Origin of the sequence: Arthrobacter hankyongi, assembly GCF_022012395.1 — a bacterium.
GTDB classification, from domain to species: domain Bacteria; phylum Actinomycetota; class Actinomycetes; order Actinomycetales; family Micrococcaceae; genus Crystallibacter; species Crystallibacter hankyongi.
The window spans coordinates 234,802-253,546 of the sequence record NZ_JAKLTQ010000001.1 but is presented as its reverse complement, the minus strand read 5'-3'; the positions used below and the strand labels follow the sequence as shown (position 1 = coordinate 253,546).

Annotated in this window: 18 protein-coding genes; 6 read left to right on the top strand and 12 right to left on the bottom strand. The window is 67.8% G+C overall.

The features are described 5' to 3' along the window. The first annotated feature begins 229 nt into the window (after nt 1-229). Both LVY72_RS01160 and LVY72_RS01155 read left to right on the top strand, forming a co-directional pair. On the top strand, nt 230-2,194 hold the full coding sequence (locus LVY72_RS01160; RefSeq protein ID WP_237817617.1) for a tetratricopeptide repeat-containing protein: 1,965 nt from the start codon (nt 230-232) through the stop codon (nt 2,192-2,194). A gap of 23 nt (nt 2,195-2,217) precedes the next feature. Then, complete coding sequence (locus tag LVY72_RS01155; RefSeq protein ID WP_237817616.1) at nt 2,218-3,762, top strand: toll/interleukin-1 receptor domain-containing protein; 1,545 nt, start codon at nt 2,218-2,220, stop codon at nt 3,760-3,762. Nucleotides 3,763-3,792: 30 nt separating this feature from the next. Here LVY72_RS01155 and LVY72_RS01150 read toward each other — a convergent pair whose 3' ends face one another. The 5 genes from LVY72_RS01150 to LVY72_RS01130 form a co-directional block, all read right to left on the bottom strand. Next, entirely contained in the window at nt 3,793-5,262 is a 1,470-nt protein-coding gene (locus LVY72_RS01150; RefSeq protein ID WP_237817615.1) for a glycosyltransferase family 2 protein, read from the bottom strand. Between the two features lie 7 nt (nt 5,263-5,269). After that, nucleotides 5,270-6,403 carry a patatin-like phospholipase family protein gene (locus LVY72_RS01145; protein ID WP_237817614.1) on the bottom strand — a complete coding sequence of 378 codons (1,134 nt, stop codon included), beginning with the start codon at nt 6,401-6,403 and terminating at the stop codon, nt 5,270-5,272. A gap of 112 nt (nt 6,404-6,515) precedes the next feature. Then, a complete protein-coding gene (locus LVY72_RS01140; RefSeq protein WP_237817613.1) occupies nt 6,516-7,070 on the bottom strand; it encodes a hypothetical protein in 555 nt (184 codons plus the stop codon). Next, nucleotides 7,067-9,469 carry a caspase family protein gene (locus LVY72_RS01135; protein ID WP_237817612.1) on the bottom strand — a complete coding sequence of 801 codons (2,403 nt, stop codon included), beginning with the start codon at nt 9,467-9,469 and terminating at the stop codon, nt 7,067-7,069. The genes LVY72_RS01140 and LVY72_RS01135 overlap by 4 nt, the downstream gene beginning before the upstream one ends. 18 nt (nt 9,470-9,487) lie before the next feature. After that, nucleotides 9,488-10,174, bottom strand: coding sequence for a M12 family metallopeptidase (locus tag LVY72_RS01130; RefSeq protein WP_237817611.1), 687 nt, complete (start codon nt 10,172-10,174; stop codon nt 9,488-9,490). 208 nt (nt 10,175-10,382) lie between these two features. Here LVY72_RS01130 and LVY72_RS01125 point away from each other — a divergent pair, with 208 nt between their 5' ends. The 3 genes from LVY72_RS01125 to LVY72_RS01115 all read left to right on the top strand — a co-directional run bounded on the left by LVY72_RS01125 (nt 10,383) and on the right by LVY72_RS01115 (nt 11,387). Continuing rightward, nucleotides 10,383-10,613: a hypothetical protein gene (locus LVY72_RS01125; protein ID WP_237817610.1), complete on the top strand. Its 231-nt coding sequence runs from the start codon at nt 10,383-10,385 to the stop codon at nt 10,611-10,613. Nucleotides 10,614-10,619: 6 nt separating this feature from the next. After that, on the top strand, nt 10,620-10,961 hold the full coding sequence (locus tag LVY72_RS01120) for a DUF1036 domain-containing protein (RefSeq protein WP_308190657.1): 342 nt from the start codon (nt 10,620-10,622) through the stop codon (nt 10,959-10,961). A 117-nt stretch (nt 10,962-11,078) separates the two neighbouring features. Continuing rightward, entirely contained in the window at nt 11,079-11,387 is a 309-nt protein-coding gene (locus tag LVY72_RS01115) for an SHOCT domain-containing protein (protein WP_237817608.1), read from the top strand. An 18-nt stretch (nt 11,388-11,405) separates the two neighbouring features. Here the strand turns inward: LVY72_RS01115 and LVY72_RS01110 are convergent, their stop codons facing one another. The 5 genes from LVY72_RS01110 to LVY72_RS01090 all read right to left on the bottom strand — a co-directional run bounded on the left by LVY72_RS01110 (nt 11,406) and on the right by LVY72_RS01090 (nt 16,482). Continuing rightward, nucleotides 11,406-13,523: a M1 family metallopeptidase gene (locus LVY72_RS01110; RefSeq protein ID WP_237817607.1), complete on the bottom strand. Its 2,118-nt coding sequence runs from the start codon at nt 13,521-13,523 to the stop codon at nt 11,406-11,408. A 218-nt stretch (nt 13,524-13,741) separates the two neighbouring features. Further along, the gene (locus LVY72_RS01105; protein ID WP_237817606.1) at nt 13,742-13,963 is read right to left on the bottom strand and encodes an SCO4848 family membrane protein; all 222 of its coding nucleotides are present in this window, start codon (nt 13,961-13,963) and stop codon (nt 13,742-13,744) included. A 14-nt stretch (nt 13,964-13,977) separates the two neighbouring features. Continuing rightward, nucleotides 13,978-14,478: a DUF2505 domain-containing protein gene (locus tag LVY72_RS01100; RefSeq protein WP_237817605.1), complete on the bottom strand. Its 501-nt coding sequence runs from the start codon at nt 14,476-14,478 to the stop codon at nt 13,978-13,980. 127 nt (nt 14,479-14,605) lie between these two features. Next, on the bottom strand, nt 14,606-15,919 hold the full coding sequence (locus LVY72_RS01095; protein WP_237817604.1) for a UDP-glucose dehydrogenase family protein: 1,314 nt from the start codon (nt 15,917-15,919) through the stop codon (nt 14,606-14,608). Between the two features lie 101 nt (nt 15,920-16,020). Next, complete coding sequence (locus LVY72_RS01090; protein ID WP_237817603.1) at nt 16,021-16,482, bottom strand: VanZ family protein; 462 nt, start codon at nt 16,480-16,482, stop codon at nt 16,021-16,023. A gap of 424 nt (nt 16,483-16,906) precedes the next feature. On the opposite strand from LVY72_RS01090, the gene LVY72_RS01085 reads away from it, so the two are divergent. Beyond that, nucleotides 16,907-17,683, top strand: a complete 777-nt coding sequence (locus tag LVY72_RS01085; RefSeq protein WP_237817602.1) for a response regulator transcription factor — start codon at nt 16,907-16,909, stop codon at nt 17,681-17,683. A gap of 88 nt (nt 17,684-17,771) precedes the next feature. Here LVY72_RS01085 and LVY72_RS01080 read toward each other — a convergent pair whose 3' ends face one another. Both LVY72_RS01080 and deoC read right to left on the bottom strand, forming a co-directional pair. Next, complete coding sequence (locus LVY72_RS01080; RefSeq protein WP_237817601.1) at nt 17,772-17,999, bottom strand: DUF3309 family protein; 228 nt, start codon at nt 17,997-17,999, stop codon at nt 17,772-17,774. Between the two features lie 46 nt (nt 18,000-18,045). Continuing rightward, nucleotides 18,046-18,717 (bottom strand): deoxyribose-phosphate aldolase, encoded by a 672-nt coding sequence (gene deoC / locus LVY72_RS01075; RefSeq protein ID WP_237817600.1) that lies wholly within the window; start codon nt 18,715-18,717, stop codon nt 18,046-18,048. Nucleotides 18,718-18,745: the final 28 nt, after the last annotated feature.

Below are 18,745 nucleotides of genomic sequence, written 5' to 3'. Positions count from 1 at the left end.
CGGCTGCGCTGCCGGGCACCTCAGCGCAGGAGTAACGGCGAGGCCTGACCGACGGCACCGGGAATCGGGCCGGATAACGCTCGGTGGGTACTCTGTGCCAAGGACTGGAGGGATGCCTTGTGTGCGACGCCGATCCGGAACATCATCCCGTATATCGAGGTCTGTCCCGGCCTGCCCATTCCGGCGGACAATACATAAACCAGCTGCCCCAGCAGGAACCGGAGTCGGGATGATCATCGTGTATGCCGGTGTCCAGGCGGACGAACCGGCGCGGGCGCAACCCCGGTTGCCGCCGGCCGCCGAGGCACGGCTGGCGGCGCGGGTTCGCGGACTGCTGCAGTCCCTCCGCCCCAGCGTTGTGGTCGGTGCCGCGGCTTCGGGCAGCGACATCATCATCGCCGAGGCTGCGCTGCTGGAAGGTGCCGAAGTCCGTTTCGTGCTGCCGTTCGACGTCGGGACTTTCCAAGAAACGAGCGTCGGGAACCGGGGGGAGCGTTGGACGGCCCGGTACCGGCGGCTGCTCGAGACCGTTGGATCGAACCGGATCAAGGAAGGATCCCTGGACCCGGAGGATAAGAATTCCTACCCGCGCCACAACGCGCATCTCATCAGGTACGCGCAGGCCCTCGCCGGGGAGACAGGCGAGCGCGTTTGGGCGCTGGTCATCCGCCCGCATCCGGACGACGACGCCGGAAGCGTTTCCGATGATTTTGCGCGGCGCGCGGAAGCCCAAGGCATCCTGACCTTGGACCTGGCCCCCTTGGCCAAACGGCCCCGGGGTTTTGTTGCCATGCCCTATGGCCGGCGTTTCGATCCGGTGGTCCGGCGCAGGTATGACTGCGACCCGGTATTCCACCGCGTCTACCGCCCGCTGCTCGAGGACCTGGACGTGGCCTGGGCTCGGGCGGACCTGGAAACGGACAGCGGCATCATCCATGCGGGCATGATCGAAGACCTGGCCAACAGCGATCTGGTGATCGTCGATCTGGCCACCGCAAACTTCAATGTCGCCTACGAGCTTGGGCTGCGGCACGTGTTCGCCCGTGCTTCGACGGTCCTGGTATACCCGCAGCTGCAGGGAACCCCTGCCGGCGCGGTGCCGTTCGATATCAACCTGATCCGCATCCAACGCTTCGAACGGGGCGCCGAGCTGACCGACGAACAGAGCGAGGACGCCATCCGCCGGCTGCGCCCCGTCCTGGCCGAGGTTTTGGCATCGCGCAGCGGCGACAGCCCCGTCCATGAGTGGTTCGAGCTGGATGCGGTCCGGGGGCCCTTCCGCCGCAGGGCAGGGCAGGACGGCCTGGTCCAGACCGATTTGCGGCTGCGGAAAGCTGTCCAGTCGGCGCTGCGGAGCGCGTCGGCGGACAGCATGCAGGCGGCAGCGTCGGAGATAGCCGGGGCGTCCGACCTCGCCGAGGCTTCGCGGACCGGCCTGCGGATCCAGTTGGGCAACGGGCTGATGCGCGAGGGCGATTATGAAGCTGCCGCAGTGCTGCTGGAGCAGGCCGAGCCGCCGGCGGACAGCCCGCTGCGGCGGACCTGGCTGCAGAAACTGGCCATGGCCTACCGGCGGATCGGCGAATCCGGCCGCTGCGATCCGGGCACCGCGGCAACCTGCCGGGAGAAGGCGCAGCGGCTGCTGTCCACGGCCATCCAGGAAGGGTTCGGGGACTCGGAGACCTACGGTATCCTCGCCGGGCTGATCAAGCGGGGACTGGATGATCCGGAATCCGGCATGGGCAGCGCGGGAGTCGCTGGCCGGTTTGCTCTGATGCAGGAGTACTACTGCAAAGGCTTCGAAGTCGAACCGACGTTTTACACCGGTGTCAATCTGGTGATGGCTCTTCGCCTCGGCATCCGGCATGGTGTCCTGGCCGACGAGCCCGAGGCCGAAGGCCAGTTGCAGGAGGCACTGACAGTGACAAAGTTCCTGGCCCGCCGTGCGGCCGAATCCGATCCTGCGGATTTCTGGGCCGCCATCACGCAGGCAGAGCTGCTGCTCCACGAGTGCCTGATGGGCCGCGCACCGGCCGCCGGCGCCGTCGCCGCCTATGGAAAGGCGGCCGCCCTGGCCCGGCCGGACCAGCTCCGGTCCGCGCTCTACCAGCTTGACTTCCTCCAGCGGTGGGGGGACCCCGAAGATGTCATCGGTCCGATCCGGACGTTGCTCGGCCCGGTCCCTGCCGGGTAGGTGCCGGAACGACCAGGAGCGGTATGGCAGACCTATCCGCAGCGGGAGTCTTCATCAGCTACCGCCGTGACGAGACGGGGCACGTGGCAGGACGGTTGGCCGACTATCTGCGCGGGAAGTTTGGCAGTGCCCGGGTCTTCATCGACATCGAATCCATCGGCCCCGGCCGCGATTTCGTGGCGGAAATCGACCGGGCGCTCGCGGATTGCGGCGTGCTCCTGGTACTGATCGGGCGGCAGTGGACCACGATCGTCGATGACCAGGGACAGCGCCGCCTGGATGACCCGGATGACTACGTCGTGCTGGAAATCCGTACCGCCATGGAGCGGAAGGTGCGCATAATCCCCGTGTTGGTCGATGGCGTCGAGGTCCCGGAGGAGGAAGAACTGCCGGCAGTGCTTAGACCCCTTTCCCGCCGCAATGCCGTGCGGCTGGACTTTGAGACCTTTCGTTCCGATGCCGATGGTTTGGTCCGGCAGCTGGGGTTGTCCACGCAGGCGGACATCGGCCGCCGGGCGGTGCTGAAATGGGGCGGCGGTGCCGCGGCGCTGGCGCTGCTGGGTGCGGGCATTTTGACCGCCACCCGCTGGGCCCGGGACCGCCCGCCCAAACCGGTGTGGGCCTACCAGACCGGGGACGAGGTCTATTCGTCACCGGCAGTCGACCGGGGCATGGTCTACGTGGGCAGTGTCGACCAGCATCTCTATGCCCTCGATGCCGCTGACGGCCAACTGCGCTGGCGGTACCGTGCCGAGGGGTCCGTGACGTCCTCCCCGGCAGTCGCGGACGGAACGGTGTATGTCGGTTCGAATGACGGCCACCTGCATGCGGTCGACCAGGCCAGCGGGGCCAGCCGCTGGAAATTCCCGGCGGGGGAGGTGATTCATTCCTCGCCGGCGGTCAGCTCGGGCACCGTCTACGTAGGCTGCCGCGACAACAACCTGTACGCGGTGGATGCCGCGACGGGCAAGCAGCGCTGGCGGTTTCCACGCGGTGGCTGGTTCAATTCCTCGCCGACCGTGGCCGGGGATGTGGTCTACGTGGGCTGCCGGGACCACAACGTGTATGCGTTGAAAGCGGCGTCGGGCAAAATCCTTTGGGCCTTCACCACGCAGCTGACGGTCGATTCCTCGCCGGCGGTGGCGAAGGGGATCGTCTACATCGGCGGCGACGATCATCTGGTCTATGCCCTGAATGCTTCCGACGGCGGCCTGATCTGGAGCTTTGTGGCCGGCGGCGGTGTCGTCTCCTCACCCTGGGTGGCCGGCAGAGTCGTCTACATCGGCAGTGACGACGGGAACCTGTACGCGCTCGATGCCGATACCGGACGTGAGCGCTGGCGGTTCGACACCGGTAACGGCATCCGCTCCTCGCCGGCGGAACAGGGCGGCCTGGTCTATGTGGGCAGCCGGGATTTCAACCTTTATGCCCTGGATGCGGCCAACGGCAAACTGGTGTGGCAATTCGCTACCGGAGGACCGATTGACGATTCCTCACCCGCGGTGGCGGACGGGATGGTCTACGTTGGAAGCCTCGACGGCCGGGTGTACGCGCTGCCCCTGAGTTAGGCGTCCTTGGGGGCTGAAGGCAGCAAGAGGTCAAACCGGCTTGGTGATGACGGTGAAGCGGGGTTCGCCGCTGGCCGCGAACCGCCACACACCTCGGGCGATCCCCACCATCTCCCAGAGGGAAAACAGCGGAGTCAGCAACAACAGGCATACGGGTTCCCACCACAGCCGCGATGCCCGGGCCGATGCGAGCGCGTTGAGCTTCAGGCCTTCCCAATAAAGCCAGATGCAGAATGCGACATTCAATCCCCACAGCGGAACCAAGGCCGGCACGATAGGTGCTGTTTGGTAGTCCTGCAGGAGCGCACAGAGCATCAGTACGAAGACCGGATGGCCCAGCGGGGCGCAGGACCACACCACCGTGTTATGCAGCATGAGCAGCCGATGACGCCGGCACGCGGCCTGTCGGACGCCGGTCCGGCCGGCCATGAGTTCGAGCAGTCCCCAGACCCAGCGTTCCCGCTGGCGCATGAAGTCCGAGGCGGTCGCCGGTGAGGCACCGTACGAGAGACCGGGAATCCAGCCGCTGCGTCCCGGGTAGCGCTCGCAAAAGTGCAGGGCAAACTGGGCGTCCTCCACGAGGGTCCGCGGGCCGAAGTCCCATCCGATGGCTGCCTCGACCGATGCCCGGACCAAAAGCAGTTCCCCGTGCAGTCCGGCGCGGGGCGAGCCGCGTCCCGTCGTGGCCGCAAAGAGCCCGAGGTCGCAGCCGGGCCGGATCGCGTCGGCGAGCCAGATCAGCCGGTTGGCGGCCAGTTCGCGTGGATAGGACAGCACGCCTTGGCAAAGATCCAGGGCGTCGTCGCCTGCCTGCCGCTGCGCCAGGATGAACCTGGCCAGTTCCCGGGCGGTGTCGCTGCCGACGCCGGTATCGTCATCCATGTGCAGGACCCAGACATCCTCGCGCGCCTCACCCTCGGCCGCACGGAGCCGGTTGGCGTATTCGTTGGCCCTGGCCTTGAACCGGGTGCCGTGGGGCGTGCGGAAGCCGCGGGGCACCACCACCACCCGCAGTCCGGCCGTGCCCTCCGCCAGGGCCTCGATCCTGCGCCGGGCAGGGCATTCTTCCTCGATCACGACGTCGATGCGCAGCTTCGTGAAGCAGGCGGGGAGGAACACCCGCATCGACTCGATCACCCGCTCCACGGCAGGCAGTGTGTCGTCCCGTCCAATGGTGGGCATGACCACCAGAAGCTGATCGGTGCCGACGACGGGCAGGGACGTAGGTTCCTGCCGCCGTCGTTCGCTCCGCATGCGGCGGGCGGTGCAGTAGCCGCCGTATAACCCCAGGACCGAGGTGAAGGTCGGCAGGGTCCAGGCGATCGCGATGTAGGCGTTGATGCTGCTGGCCCGGGAGAACTGCGTCCAGGTCCACCAGCCCAGCAGCAGGAAGAGCAGGTAGGGCGTGAGCACCGAGGCAAACCCCGGCCGCCAGGAGGGTTGGCCGCACCGCCCGGACGGTACGAACGGTCGATGCGTGGTTTCCCGTCTGAGCTTCATGGGAGATCTACTGGTGGTCCAGGAATCCCTCGAAATGGGCGGCCTCCACATCGCGGGCCAAGGACATGCCGATCCGCTGGAGATCGCCGATGTGCTCCACGGAGTCCATCCGCTGCGCCGACTGCGGATCGACGTCGGGCAGTCCGAGCTCATCGAGCCCGGCCCGGGACAGGTCGGCGTTGTAGCGCACGTAACTGAAGAGCCGCCGGTCCATCAGTCCGCGGTCATGCCGGAGGTCGCCGATCTCACGGTCGACGGCGGCACCGTGGCGGCAGCGGCCGAAGATCCTGCACAAGAGGTCCTGCTCGGTTGCGGCCGCATACATCAGCGCCCCCGGCACGGAGGAAGCGTTGTAGAGCAGGTTCATGTCTCCGGGAGCCAGGTAGGCGTTTGCGTGGGGCGCGGCACCGGTGCCCACCGAGACCAGCAGCAGCTTCCCTTCGCCGGTTTCCCATCCGAGACCGTAGGCATCCAAGGTGGCCATGAGGAACAGCTGGAAGGCAGGGTTGTTGTACATGGTCAGCCCGCCATCGACGAAGACGAACTCCTGGTCTCCCACGGTCACGATCTCGGGCGGGAAATACACCGGTGCCGCCGTGCTGGCCCGGACCAGCTGCCACAGCGGCAGGTCCAGGTTGTTGTCGGAGCGTTGGGGCGTGTTGAATTTGGCCCTCGGGTTGTTGCTCAGCGGCCACGGCGAGTCGGTGGTGGCGTTGCGCAGCACCATCATCAGCAGGGTCTGCAGCTGATCTCCGCCCAAGGTGGTGGCAGCACCGAATTCGCGCTGCAGCATGGCGGCCAGCCGGCTGCTGTCGTACTTGTACCGGTAGCGGCGCAGCAGCAGTGCCTTGTCGAACATTTCCTCGCCGTTCAGGGCGTATAGCCTGCGCAATCGTTCCACCGGCCAGCCCAAGGACAGCCCGGCGGCAATGATCGCCCCGGTGCTGGTGCCGGCGATGTAATCGAAGTAGTCGGCGAGCACGAAGTCCTCACCGCGGTCTTCCCCGTGGCGAAGTTCGGCGCGCAGGGTCCGCTCGATCTGGGCGAGGACTTCGAGCGAAAGGACGCCCCGGATACCGCCGCCGTCCAGCGCCAGCAGTTTCTTGGGGCCGGGGGAGCCGGCCCGTTCGCGGTAGGACACGACACCGTCCTTTCGGATTATCTACCTAGGTGAATGGGGCGAAGGTAGCGGACGGCCGTTACTGGGCTGTTACCGGAAACCTGGACGGGACACCTGCAGCCGTTGCGGGGTCTTACGGCAGCCGCCAGCCGCCGTAGCCCGGGCCCGGTTCCGGGACCGGCGTGCCGCAGGACGCTTCGAATTCCCGTTCGTCGGTGAGCACGATCTCTAGCACCAGCGGGGCGGCGGGCCGGCGGATGCACAGCTGCAGCCGGCTGCAGGCCGGGGCCTCCGCCGCGGCGGTCCGCGCCAGCGCCCACCAGCCGCCGTCGGGCCGGTGGATGCCCTCCAGCTGCCGCCGTGGCGGTACCTGGAACCAGGTATCCGGTGCGCCCGGTGCGGCCGCCCGTCCGGAGACGGCATCGATCCCGTCCCCGGAACCGGTGACGGCAAGGAGGCCGACGGCGGCCGGCGCCGCCCCGGCAGCCGGCAGGAACCCGATCCAGAATGCCTCGCCGGCCGGGCAGGGGAGCAGGATCCTGCCGGGTGCGGTGGAGCAGACCGGCAGCGCCCCCAGGCTGGTGGGCAGTGCGTTCAGCCGGCCGGTCTCGGGATAGGGATAGCGCTGGAAGGAGACGGCCAGTTCCCCGGCGACCGGATACTCGAAGAACGTCCCGGATGCAGTCATGGGACGGGCAGGATGCCGGGCCGGTCCTGCCACAGCTCCTCCAGCGCGGCTGCCGGAATGAGTTGGACCAGCGCGGCGGACCGGGCCTCGTCCGAGAGCTGTCCACCGGCGGCCCGCCGGGCACCGGCCAGCCATTGCAGCAGCTGGCGGCCGTGGCTCTCCATGGATGCCTGGTCGGCGGACCAGGCGAAGTACGCGCCGAAGCAGGCGCCGGCGTGTACCTGTTGCCAGAGCTGGATCGGGACCAGGGCCGGATTGGCATAGCTGGCTTCGATGAGCAGCTTCCAGCCAGCTTCGAAGACCGGCGGTGCCGCGATCGGATCCACCCGGCGCAGCGACGCGTCGGCGCAGCGCAGGGACAGGGCTTCCACGTCCGGATGGCCATGCCCCAGCGTCGTGCGGAGCCGGGCCACGGCCGCGTCCAGCAGCTGCGCCTCCTCCGGCCGGAGGCCGGAGGAGGAGTCGGCGGCACGCAGCAGCAGGTGGCAGCCGAGGATGCCGGCAACCGGGTCCTCGTACTCCTGGAGCAGCAGCCGCTGCAGTTCGGTGCCCCGGCCCAGTGCCAGCGGGTTGCGGCCTTGGGCGAGCCCGATCCGGGCACCCTCAATGACTTTGTCCTCCTTCCACGGCCTCGATTCCCCTCCCGCCGGGCGGATGAAGATGGCGGCGTCGTCGATCGGCGAAGGGCCGGTCCCGTCCCCGGGGCCGGCAGGCGAGCGCTGCAGGGCCAGTTGGGTGACCCAGCCGGGACTGGCGATCACGGTGCCGTCGATCAGGCGGCCGCCGGCGAGGTTGGCGCGCAGGAAGTAGACGCCGGGCGGGACCTCCTGCTCCCAGACGGCCTGCGGGTCCGTAGAACCCGCGCCCTCAAGGCTGCTGCCCTCGACCAGCGTGGCGATGGTCCCGCCCGAACCGTCCAGCAGTTCGAGTCCGGCCAGCGGATGCTCCGGAGTATCCGCCGCGGGAACGATGTCTGCCTGCCGGTAACGGGCCAGCACCGATATGGCGGCATTGCCGGCGACCGGCTCCTTGAACGTGCCTTGGCGCCGGGCCGCATCCAGGAACGGGCCGACGTGGACGTCGCGGGAGAAGGCGCTGCCGGGGATCGGGGCCGGAGATGCCAGCCGGGGCGCGGCCGTCGCGGGATTGGACATGTCGCGGTCAAGCAGCACGACCTGCTCCCGCACGGCGTTGATATCGCGGCCAAACTCGACCCGGATCTTGTAGACCCCGGGCATGTCCAGTTCCTTCAACGTGCCGGTGTCGGACAAGACCGGGCTCAGCGTGTAATCGGTGACCAGGATGGCCGCGGCCGGATTTTCGGCGATGACCTCGATCCGGTACAGCGCCGCCGGGTCAGGGGGCCGGACCTGCGGGCCGCCGGACGTAATGTCCGCGCGCACGTCCCCGGCACCGGAAACCTGGAAGCCCTGGCGCAGCCCGAGTCCGGGGACCTCCGCGACGTAGAGACCGCGCACCAGCGTCCCGGCCCAGCGGTCGGAGGCCAGGGTTTCGGATACGACGGCGGCATGCGGCCGGCCGGTCCAGATCTTGAGTTCCTTGCCCGCGGCGCCGGCCGGGAAGCTGAGCGCGGTATTGAACGTGGGACGTTGGGACAGCTTTTTGAACAAGATGCCGTCATCCGTCCGGATGAACGGGTACAGGTCCACGGCCGACGCCGCCTTTGCGCTGTCCGGCAGGAATTCCGGCATGGCGCCGTGCAGGAAGGACTTGAGGCTTTCGCCGGTGATCCGGCCACGGTCGTTGGCGGCTGCCCCCCGAAGGCCTTTCAGCAGGGTCCAGCTGAACACCCCGTGCACGTTGCCGTCGTCCATGGTGTATTCCAAGGCGCTCTTGGTCTGTGCCGCGATGCCCACGAACACTGGTCCGGGCACACCGGTGCCGGTCACCGGGCGGCGCTCCACTTTGTTGACTGGAACGGTCCGCTGGAAGTTCATGCAGCAGTCCATCCAGAGGACATACTCGCGGAACTCCAGGGCCTGCCGGAACCAGCGGAGCCAATCATAGGCGTAGACGTGGTGCGGCCAGTCCAGGTCCGCCTCCGCGGTGAAAATCGCCCCTTCCTCCAGCACGGGGGCAAAGCCATGGCCGGAAAAGTACAGGTACAGCCGGTCTCCCATCGTGTTGCGGGTCTGGTCTGCCACCCAGTTCAAAGCGGATTGGACCCGGGCCTCCGTCGGTTCCACGCTGTCCCCGGGCGCCGGCGGTCCGAAGTCCGCTTGGCGGACGAACCGCACGTTCTCCCGCGGCACGCTTCCGCCGTCGGGATCCACCAGCCAGTCATAGATGCCCTGGGCATCGCGGTCCGGGGCCTGCAGGTCGTCCAGGGACAGCTGGGGATAGTGGGAGATGCCCACCACCACCGCGTAGTCGGCCATGATTGCCCTGCCGTCAGCTCACCACGGATAGGCGGTCCGGATGAATTCCTTGTCCGTGTCGGACAGATTGCTGTTCAGACCGGCGGAGAAACCATCGGTGGTCCAGGACGCAGGGATCGGATACATCATGATGGACTGGCTGTCGGTGTCCGTGCTGGTCAGCGCGGCCGGATCGTATTTCTCGAAGATGTTGTGCTCGATCGTCTCCGGCGACCAGTTGTTCGGCGGTCCGGAGAGGTCGGCGATGACCGCTGCGCGGTTCCACTGGATCGGCCGCTGCGGATTCTGGTGTTCGTGGATGAGTCCGATGGCGTGCCCGAACTCGTGCAGCACCACGCGCCGCAGTTCGTCGTCGTCCGAATCCGGGGTGAGCCAGCCAAAGTTGATCGTCGGCTCGGACACCGGAATCTGCTGGGCATGGGTCCCCAAATAGGACCAGGATCCATTGCCCTGCTCGAAGGCAACCCGCAGGTCGGCGTCGGTGTCGCTGGCCGAGGCAAATTCCAGGTTGGCCATGTCCGGCCCGGTCCATTCCTGTGCCACTGCCAGGACGCGCCGGCGCAGGTCCGGATCACCTTCGAGGAACCCGATCTTGATCCGGGAAACGTCCCACCGGGACTCGTTGAGCAGTGCCGCTTTGGTATTGCCCTCGGTCGGTGCGGCAGTCCTGATCGTGCAGAAGTGGTTCTGGTTGTTTTCGCTCACCGTTGTCTCCTTGGGTCTGTCCGGGTTCCACCAGCGGTACATCGTGCCGCATGGCCGGTATAGCCGCCTGCCGTTACAACGCCGTTACTTGGGCGGCGGCCGGCCGCCGTAACGCGCCGATAACGCGCCGTGCCTACAGTGGCAGAGGCAGCCGGGCACGCCGCCTGCAGACTTGTCGTCCTGGCCCCGGAACACTGTGGAGGAAAACATGTCCAAGCACCACGGCCCTGCCCGGGAACCGGATCCCACGGAGGCTTTTGGCGGCACCGCCCCGCTGGAAGTGGATCAGCGCATGGGCCGCGAGGCGGAGCACGCCGAGCACCGGCCGGAGGAAACCTACGGCGCAGGCTCCGCGGCCCTGCCGCCGCGCAGCCTGGAGGACATCCCGACGATGACGGTGGCCGAACTGGTCCGTATCGAGCCGGAACCGGGGCGGTGAGCGGCAGTGGAGGTCCGGTTCCGGAACAATACGTCCAGCAGCGTGAACGTGGCGGTGATGTTCTACGCCCCGGATGCCTGCGCCCAGGACGGTCAGTGGGGTACCCGCGGCTGGTGGGTCATCGGACCCGGCAGTACGGCCCACGTGCTCAACACCGGGAACCGGTACTTCTGTTTCTACGCCGAAAGCGCTGACGGCGTCTGGGCCGGCGAATTCGGGCCGGTCCACATCTACCGGGACAGCTTCGACTCCTGCCTGCTGATTGGTTCCACCGCGTCCATCGGGAAAGTGGGCATGCGCCGGATCGACACCCGCGGCAATGACATCATCGTCAATCTGAACCGGTGAACGGCGGGACGGCCGGGCCAGCTGCCCCGGCCCCTATTTCTTCCCATGGCCTGCGGGTATTCTGGCCGTACGACCGACTCGTCGGCCATGCGTTTCCGGGATTAAAGGAGAGTCAGCATGATGCGGGGATACTGGTTTGAAATGGGCTGGGCCTGGATATTCGGCTTGCTGCTGGTGGCCATCATTGCGCTGCTGGCTACGCTGGTGGTGCGCGCCTTCACCGGCAGCCGGTCTGTACAGGGCCCGGAGTGGGCCGTGGCGGGTCCGGCCGGGCACAAGGTGCTCCCGCCGCCGCGCAGCCCGGCCCGGCAGATCCTGGACCAGCGGTTTGCCCGCGGCGAGCTCTCCATCGACGAGTACAACGAGCATCTGAGGGTGCTGGGCGAGCCGCAATTTCCGGCCGGCCAGGAACCACCCCGGGCCTGACCGGCCGGCGCCGGCGGTCTACAGCACGCCGGGCTTGCCTGCGGTGGACAGCCAGATACTGAACAGCTTGGACAGGTCTTTCCCGGAAGCTCGCTCCGCCAGCTGGATGAAGTCCGCGGTGGAGGCATTGCCCCCGCTGTGTTCCTTCATCCAGCGGCGCATGATTGAAAAGAACACGTCGTCGCCCACGGTGGTGCGCAGTTGCTGCAGCACCATGGCACCGCGTGTCTGCAGGCTTGGGTCAAAGACGTTGTCGGGACCGGGATCTGCCACCTTGAGGTCCCAGAACTGGTCCTTGGCCGGAATATCGGCGTAGAACTCCAGGGTTTGCTGTGCCGTGCCCAGGCCGCGGTCCTCGTTCCACAGCCACTGCGCGTAAGTGGCGAAGCCATCGGCGAGCCAGGCATCCTTCCAGCTGTCGAGGGAAACCGCTCCGCCGAACCACTGGTGGGCGAGCTGGTGGACCATCAGCGAGTCCGCCCCGGCGGCGTCGTAGAAGAAATCCTTGGAGTACAGCGGCCGGGACTGGCTTTCCATCGCGAACCCCAGCCCCTCCGCCGAGGTGACCACGCCGCCGGCTTCCTTGAAGGGGTACGTGCCGAAGAGCTTGGACAGGAAGTGGATGATGCGGGGTTGGCGGGAGAGGGCTTCCTTGACCTTCGACCCGATCGAGCGTGGCGCGGAGACTCCGGCCGTCCAGTCGTTGCCGTTCTCCGGGCTGCCCTTCGGCGCGCCGGTGGCTTTCCAGCCGTTGAGCCGGTCCCGCTGACGGTCCGGTTCGAAGGACGTGGAACCCTCGCCGGTGGAGACCTTGATGTCTTCGAGCAGCACGCCGTCGTGCTGGCCGGAGATGTCGCTGGCATAGGTGATGGCCAGCTCCACGTCCTTGCCGGCGAAGCGGCCCAGATCAACCCGCCACTGTTCCCAGCCGTCGCTGGAGCCGCTGGCCGCCCACCATGCGCCCGTGCTGCCGCTGGGCTTGCAGCCGCCCTTGCCGCCGGCGCTCTGGTAATGCTTCAGGAACGGATGCACCGCGTGCCAGGCGGGGCAGGACAGCCCGGTGTCCTGGCTTGCATGGCCGGTGCTGTCCTGCAACGTGGTCCACTTGTCCGTGCCCGCCACCCGGGCCTCCACAAACGCGAAATCCCAGCCAGGTTCGGTGTCCCGCTCCATCCAGAAACCCAGCTCTGCGCCGTCCTTGGGCACGCTGATGGTCCGCGACAGCCGCTTGTACGAGGCATCTGCGGTCTGGGACCACGCCAGTCCGTTTCCGTTGCGCGGCAGCACCAGTTTCCCCAGTGCCGGGTCCATGGCGTCCCAGTAGTGGACGCCCGCGCGGGTGTAGTCGCGGAAGTCGAAGCGGCCGACACTAATCGAGGCGAGGTAGGGCGCGATCGGCTCATCCGCCGCCCAGTTGAACGTGGTGCGCCCGGCCTGGCGGGACATCTTGCGCAGCGCACCGTTGGCTACTACTTCCCAGTTGTCCGGGACCGTGATCCGGTAGCTGAAGCTGGCCTTGTCCCGCGGCGTGTTGTTGACCGGGAACCAGGTCGGCGCGCTGAGCGGGTGTCCGGTGACCACCGCACCGTCGGCGGTGTGGATGAAGCCTGCCTGCCCGGGTTTCGTGATCGGCTTCGGGACTCCGCCGTATTCGACGACCGTCGTGAACCGCTGCCCGCGCCGGATGCCCTGCGGCAGCATGATGGTCAGTTCCCCGTCCGGCGTATGGGTCCAGGCGGCCGTGACCCCGTCCACCTGCACCGCATGGACCGTCAGCGACCGCAGGTCCAGATTGAACGAGGACAGATCCTGCGTGGCCCGGGCAGTGATCGTGGCGTGGCCGTTGAGTTCATCGGTGGGCGGGTTGTAGTCCAGGTCCAGCTGGTAGTGCCCGACGTCGTAGCCACCGTTGCCGGCGAGCGGGAAGTAGGGGTCCCCGGCTCCCGGCGAGCCCTGTTCGAATTCGGCGATCAGCGGGTTGGGCGCGGCATTGGCCGTGCCAGGCAGGGCAGCCAAAACGACGGCGAGGCTCAGCGCCGTGCCGGGGCGCCAGCGGCGTCGGGCACACATGCCGCGCCGCTGCGCCGAGGCGGGCATCGGTGCTGCCGTGTTCCAGGACCTGAAGAATGCGCTCATGTCTCCCCAACCAGACCGGCGAACCTTATCCGCCGCAGCCCACCACCCACTCTGGCGTGCTTCCAGCGGGTATCCACCACCCTGCTATTGCAGGTTGGCGCTGTCAACGAAAGATTGCCGCTTAACGCCGGAGGCCTGTGCAGCGGGTGCTGCACAGGCCTCATCCTGCTGGAAGCAGGTTGGGAAAACGCTGGGGGCATCAGCGCCCCCCATCGTCGTCAGGAAACCAGGCTCCGGACCCCGATCACCAAGGTGGCGATGCCGAAGATCATGGACGTGGTGGCGAGCATGAAATTCACCATCAGGTACCGGGTGGCACCGCCGCGTTCGTCGCGGGCCCGCGGGTCCTTCCAGACGCGCAGGAGCATGGGCGGCCAGACACACAGGCTCCAGACACCGGCCAGGATCAGGATCCAGGCCAGGGCCGCGGGCAGCTGCACTGCGGCGTGTCCGCTCAGGCCTGGCTGGCGATCCAGGCCTCGGCCTGGGTTGCCTGCAGGTTGAGCGCCTTGGCCAGCACCGGCTCGGCGGCGGAGGCGATCTTGCCGCCCAGGAACGGAATCCCGGAGCTGACTTCGCCCTGCAGCTCCACGCGGGTGGAGCTGCCGTCCGCCACCAGCTGCTGCACTGCCTTGGCATCCACGGGGGCACCGGCGACCTTGACCTCGAGGTCGGCGATGCGGCTGCCGTCGGCGGCCGGCGCCTGCCAGCGTTCGGTCTGGGTCACGGTCAGGGACTCGCCGACGACCTTGCGTGCAATTTCCGGCAGCCGGGTGGTGGGCAGCTTGCGTACCACGGTCAGGTTGAACGCGCCGTCCACGGAACCGTCCAGGTCCGCGGAAACCAGGGTCCCGCCCACGAGTTCGCTGATATGGCGGAGGAATGCCTCGCTGGTGAACGTATCGGTCACCTGGGCGACGGAGTAGGGCAGGGTGGTGGAGGCGTTGAGGGCCATGGTGTATCTCCCGTAGTGCATAGAGTCAGGGCGGAACCGCTGCGCGTTAGCCAAGCTGCGGGCAGCGCCGCCGAGGTCAGGAAAAACTCTATCCCGTGGGCCGGAGCGTGCCCAACTCGGGCCGATGCTACGGGCGTCCGATGCCCTTGTAGTTCCACCCGGCGGCCCGCCAGGCCGCCGGGTCCAGCACGTTGCGGCCGTCGAGGATGTTCTTTTCGGCCACCTGCGCGCCGACGGCGGCCGCGTCCAGGTTCCGGTACTGCTTCCACTCGGTCAGCAGCAGCAACGCGTAGGCGCCGTCCAAGGCATTGTCCAGCACCGGCTCATAGTGCAGTTCGGGGAAACGCGCCTTGGCGTTCTGCAGCGCTTCCGGGTCCGTGACGGTGACGGTGGCGCCCTGCAGCTGCAGCTGGGCGGCCACCGAGAGGGCCGGGGAATCGCGTACGTCGTCGGAATCGGGCTTGAACGCAGCACCGAGGACGGTCACCCGCCGGCCCAGCAGGGAGCCGCCGCACAGCTCGCGGGTCATTTCCACCACACGGGTGCGCCGGCGCATATTGATCGCGTCCACCTCGCGCAGGAAGGTCAGGGCCTGGTCCGCGCCAAGCTCGCCGGCGCGGGCCATGAACGCACGGATGTCCTTGGGCAGGCAGCCGCCGCCGAAACCAATGCCGGCGTTGAGGAACTTGCGCCCGATCCGATTGTCCATGCCGATCGCGTCGGCGAGTTTGGTCACATCTGCGCCGGCGGCGGAGCAAAGCTCGGCCATCGCGTTGATGAAGGAGATCTTGGTGGCCAGGAATGAGTTGGCAGCGGTCTTGACCAGTTCGGCAGTGGCGTAGTCCACCACCAGCCGCGGGGTGCCCTCGGCCAGCGGCGCGCTGTAGACCTCGTCCAGGGCCGCGGTTGCGGCCTCTCCGGGCGCGCCGTCCGGCACACCGTAGACGAAGCGGTCCGGGGTCAGGGTGTCGGCCACGGCATGCCCCTCGCGCAGGAACTCCGGATTCCAGGCCAGCACGGCTCCGGGCGCCTTGGCGGCCACCGCCTCGGCCAGCCGGGCGGCGGTGCCCACCGGCACCGTGGACTTGCCCACCACGATGTCGCCGTCGTGCAGGTAGCCGGCCAGCTCGGCGAAGGCCGAGTCCACGAAGGTCAGATCCGCCGCGTACTCGCCCTTGCGCTGCGGGGTGCCGACACAGACGAAGTGCACCTGGGACCCTGCGGCGTCGGCCACCGACGTGCTGAACCTCAGCCTTCCGGTGGCCTGGACCTCGGCGAGCAGCTCGGGCAGCCCGGGTTCGAAGAACGGGGCGCGGCCGGCCTGCAGCTCCGCGACCTTGCGCTCGTCCAGGTCGACCCCGACGACCTCATGGCCCAGCTTGGCCATGGCTGCGGCATGGACCGCGCCCAGATAGCCGCAACCGATAACTGAAATTCGCATTGACACGTCCCTCACCGCTCCGCGCGCCAACCGCCTTGGCGCTACGGTTCCAGATTAAGCGACGATCGGCGGCCGCCGCGGCCGACGTGACCGGCGGCACTTCAGCCGTCGTTGGCCGGGCCGCGGCCGAACAGCCACACCGGCCTGGGCAGGAAGCTGGCGGCGGCGCCGAGGGCCGCACCCAGGGTGTTGGCCAGCACGTCCTGGACCGTGCCGAAGCGTTCAGGCAGGAGGCTGGACTGCGCCAGCTCGATTCCTGCGGACAGCAGCACGGCGCCGGCGAGGACGAGCCAGCGCCGGCGCCGCGGCAGGAGCAGACCGGCGAACAGGCCGAACGGCACGAAGAGCAGGACATTGGCCGCCGATTCCACCGTGCCGTAATTGATCCAGGCCGGTACGCCATGCCGGTGCAAGGCGTCGAGCACGTCCTGCAGGGCCCCGGTGGCCGGCCGGTCCACGGGCACCGGCCACAGCACGATCAACGCCAGCAGCCCGAGGTACAGTCCGAAGGCCGTCCACACGACCGGGCGGGCGGCGGACGTCCTGCTGCTGGGTGCGGGCATGTCGCGGCCGTTTCCTTTCCCCGGAACGGTGTTCCCCACGGCGGGCACGGGGCACGGCCGGGATGGGCCCCAGTATAGACAGCACCGCTACCGGCAAAGCCATAGGGTAAAGACGGTTCGGCCGCTGCGTCTTCCGACCCCGGCCGGCGGCAGGGAGGCGGCGGCACGGGCCACCGGTGTCCGATCCTGTCCGGCCTTCGGGCCGGTGCGACGGCGTGCCGGCACCGTTGCGGGACGGCAGCCGGCCAATGCCGGACACGGCGGCACAGCGGCCGCAGCCGCGGGCATCGGGCCCACGCCTGCAGGCGGCTTCCGCAATATCCTGCCGCCCCGGCGCGCCCTTTTGACAGGCAGGTATACTGCAGCTCAAGAACACTATTGGGGCAGCCTAAGTTTTAGTTCAGGCACGAAGTCGGGGGGCAACGTGGACAACCAACGTGTGGCGGTCATTATCGAGGATGACGGGGATATCCGCAGCGTTCTCGAAACGGTGCTGCAACAATCAGGATTCGAAACCTACGCCGCCGCCACCGGTGCCGACGGCGTCGAATCGGTGCGGCTCCATCAGCCGGACATCATCACGCTGGATCTGGGCCTGCCGGATTTCGACGGGTTCGAGGTGGTGCGGCAGGTACGTCAGTTCAGCGACGGCTATATCGTGATGCTCTCCGCGCGCGCCGAGGAAACGGACACCCTGCTGGCGCTGGAAGCCGGCGCGGACGACTATCTGACCAAGCCGTTCCGTCCGCGCGAGCTGCGGGCCAGGGTCTCGGCCATGCTGCGCCGGCCGCGCCATGCCGGGTCGGACCACCCCGGGCCCGCGGAGCCGGGGACGGCGGCAAACGGGGCCACGGCGGAACCGGAATCGGGGGCACTGGTGCACAACGGCCTGCTGGTCGACCATTCGACCCGCACCGCGCAGCTTGGCGGCCGGGACGTGGAACTGACCCGGACCGAGTTCGACCTGCTGCATGCACTGATGGAGAGCGGCCGGGTGGTCCGGACCAAGCCGGACCTGGTCCGCCGGCTGCGGTACGAGCACTACGACACCGGAGCCTTTGTCAGCGAGGCGGACGAGCGTGCCGTCGAGGTGCACATCGGCAACCTCCGCCGCAAGCTCGGCGACGACCCGCGGTCCCCGCGCTGGCTGGAGACCGTCCGCGGTGTCGGCTACCGGCTGGCCCCGCAACTGCAGGACTGACCGGCGGCCCACCAGGACCCGCCGGGAAAGCCGACGGCCCGCCCTCCCGCCAAGCGGGGAGGACGGGCCGTCGGCACGGCAGAAGCCGTCAGCGGACTTCGTGTGAATCCGAGCGGCCCAGGATCTGCTGCGGGATGAAGAAGGCCAGTGCGAACAGGACCAGGCCCAGCGTGAAGGCCGGGACGTAGCCGATTTCCGGCGACATGGCGAAGGCGACGAAGGACGCCAGCAAGAGCACCATCACGATGATGAAGGCGATGACGTTGCCGGCCAAGCGGCCTTCGCCGGCATGCTGGCGCTGGGTGGTGCGGGCCATGGGAATCTCCTCGGTAGTGCGGGTGGGTGAGGGCGGGAAGCCGGCCTTAGTAGGCGGCCGCACCCTGCTCACCGTTAACAATAGCGACAGATGAGCTGGCACCAATTCGTGTCGCGCCTGCCTGGATCATGGCGCGCGCGTCCTCGATGCTGCGCACCCCGCCGGAAGCCTTCACCCCGATCCTGGGTCCAACGCTCCGGCGCATCAGTTCGATGTCCTCCATGGTCGCGCCGCCGCCGCTGAACCCGGTGGAAGTCTTGACGAAATCGGCGCCGGCCTCGGCCGCTGCCTCGCAGACCATGACCTTTTGATCATCGGTGAGGAGATGGGTTTCCAGGATGACCTTCAGGATGGCCCCGCCGGCGTGGACGGCATCCGCCACGGCGGCAATATCCATGTACAGGGAGCTGCGGTCATTGGCCCGTGCTGCGGCAATATTGATCACCATGTCGATCTCGTCGGCGCCGTCCAGGTTGGCGCCGCGTGCCTCGTAGACCTTCACGTCCGTCGGCGTAGCGCCGAACGGAAAGCCGACCACGCTGCAGGTCTTCACACCCGAGCCCTTCAGCTTGTTGTGTACCAGCGCCGTCCAGATCGGGTTCACGCAGACGGAGGCGAAACCGTACTTCACCGCTTCCTCGCAGACTCGGAGGATGTCCTCGCGGGACGCCTCGGGCTTGAGCAGCGTGTGGTCGATGTACGAGGCGATATCGGACATGGTGTTCCCTTTGCTGGATGGTCCCGGC

Coding starts and splice junctions, on each gene's coding strand:
- LVY72_RS01140 (WP_237817613.1), bottom strand. CDS start 7,070: ATGACTGCATCCGGGACGTTCTTCGAGTATCCGGTCGCCGGGGAACTG.
- LVY72_RS01160 (WP_237817617.1), top strand. CDS start 230: ATGATCATCGTGTATGCCGGTGTCCAGGCGGACGAACCGGCGCGGGCG.
- LVY72_RS01135 (WP_237817612.1), bottom strand. CDS start 9,469: ATGGCCGACTACGCGGTGGTGGTGGGCATCTCCCACTATCCCCAGCTG.
- LVY72_RS01155 (WP_237817616.1), top strand. CDS start 2,218: ATGGCAGACCTATCCGCAGCGGGAGTCTTCATCAGCTACCGCCGTGAC.
- LVY72_RS01100 (WP_237817605.1), bottom strand. CDS start 14,478: ATGGCCCTCAACGCCTCCACCACCCTGCCCTACTCCGTCGCCCAGGTG.
- LVY72_RS01115 (WP_237817608.1), top strand. CDS start 11,079: ATGATGCGGGGATACTGGTTTGAAATGGGCTGGGCCTGGATATTCGGC.
- LVY72_RS01150 (WP_237817615.1), bottom strand. CDS start 5,262: ATGAAGCTCAGACGGGAAACCACGCATCGACCGTTCGTACCGTCCGGG.
- LVY72_RS01125 (WP_237817610.1), top strand. CDS start 10,383: ATGTCCAAGCACCACGGCCCTGCCCGGGAACCGGATCCCACGGAGGCT.
- LVY72_RS01095 (WP_237817604.1), bottom strand. CDS start 15,919: ATGCGAATTTCAGTTATCGGTTGCGGCTATCTGGGCGCGGTCCATGCC.
- LVY72_RS01110 (WP_237817607.1), bottom strand. CDS start 13,523: ATGAGCGCATTCTTCAGGTCCTGGAACACGGCAGCACCGATGCCCGCC.
- deoC (WP_237817600.1), bottom strand. CDS start 18,717: ATGTCCGATATCGCCTCGTACATCGACCACACGCTGCTCAAGCCCGAG.
- LVY72_RS01080 (WP_237817601.1), bottom strand. CDS start 17,999: ATGGCCCGCACCACCCAGCGCCAGCATGCCGGCGAAGGCCGCTTGGCC.
- LVY72_RS01090 (WP_237817603.1), bottom strand. CDS start 16,482: ATGCCCGCACCCAGCAGCAGGACGTCCGCCGCCCGCCCGGTCGTGTGG.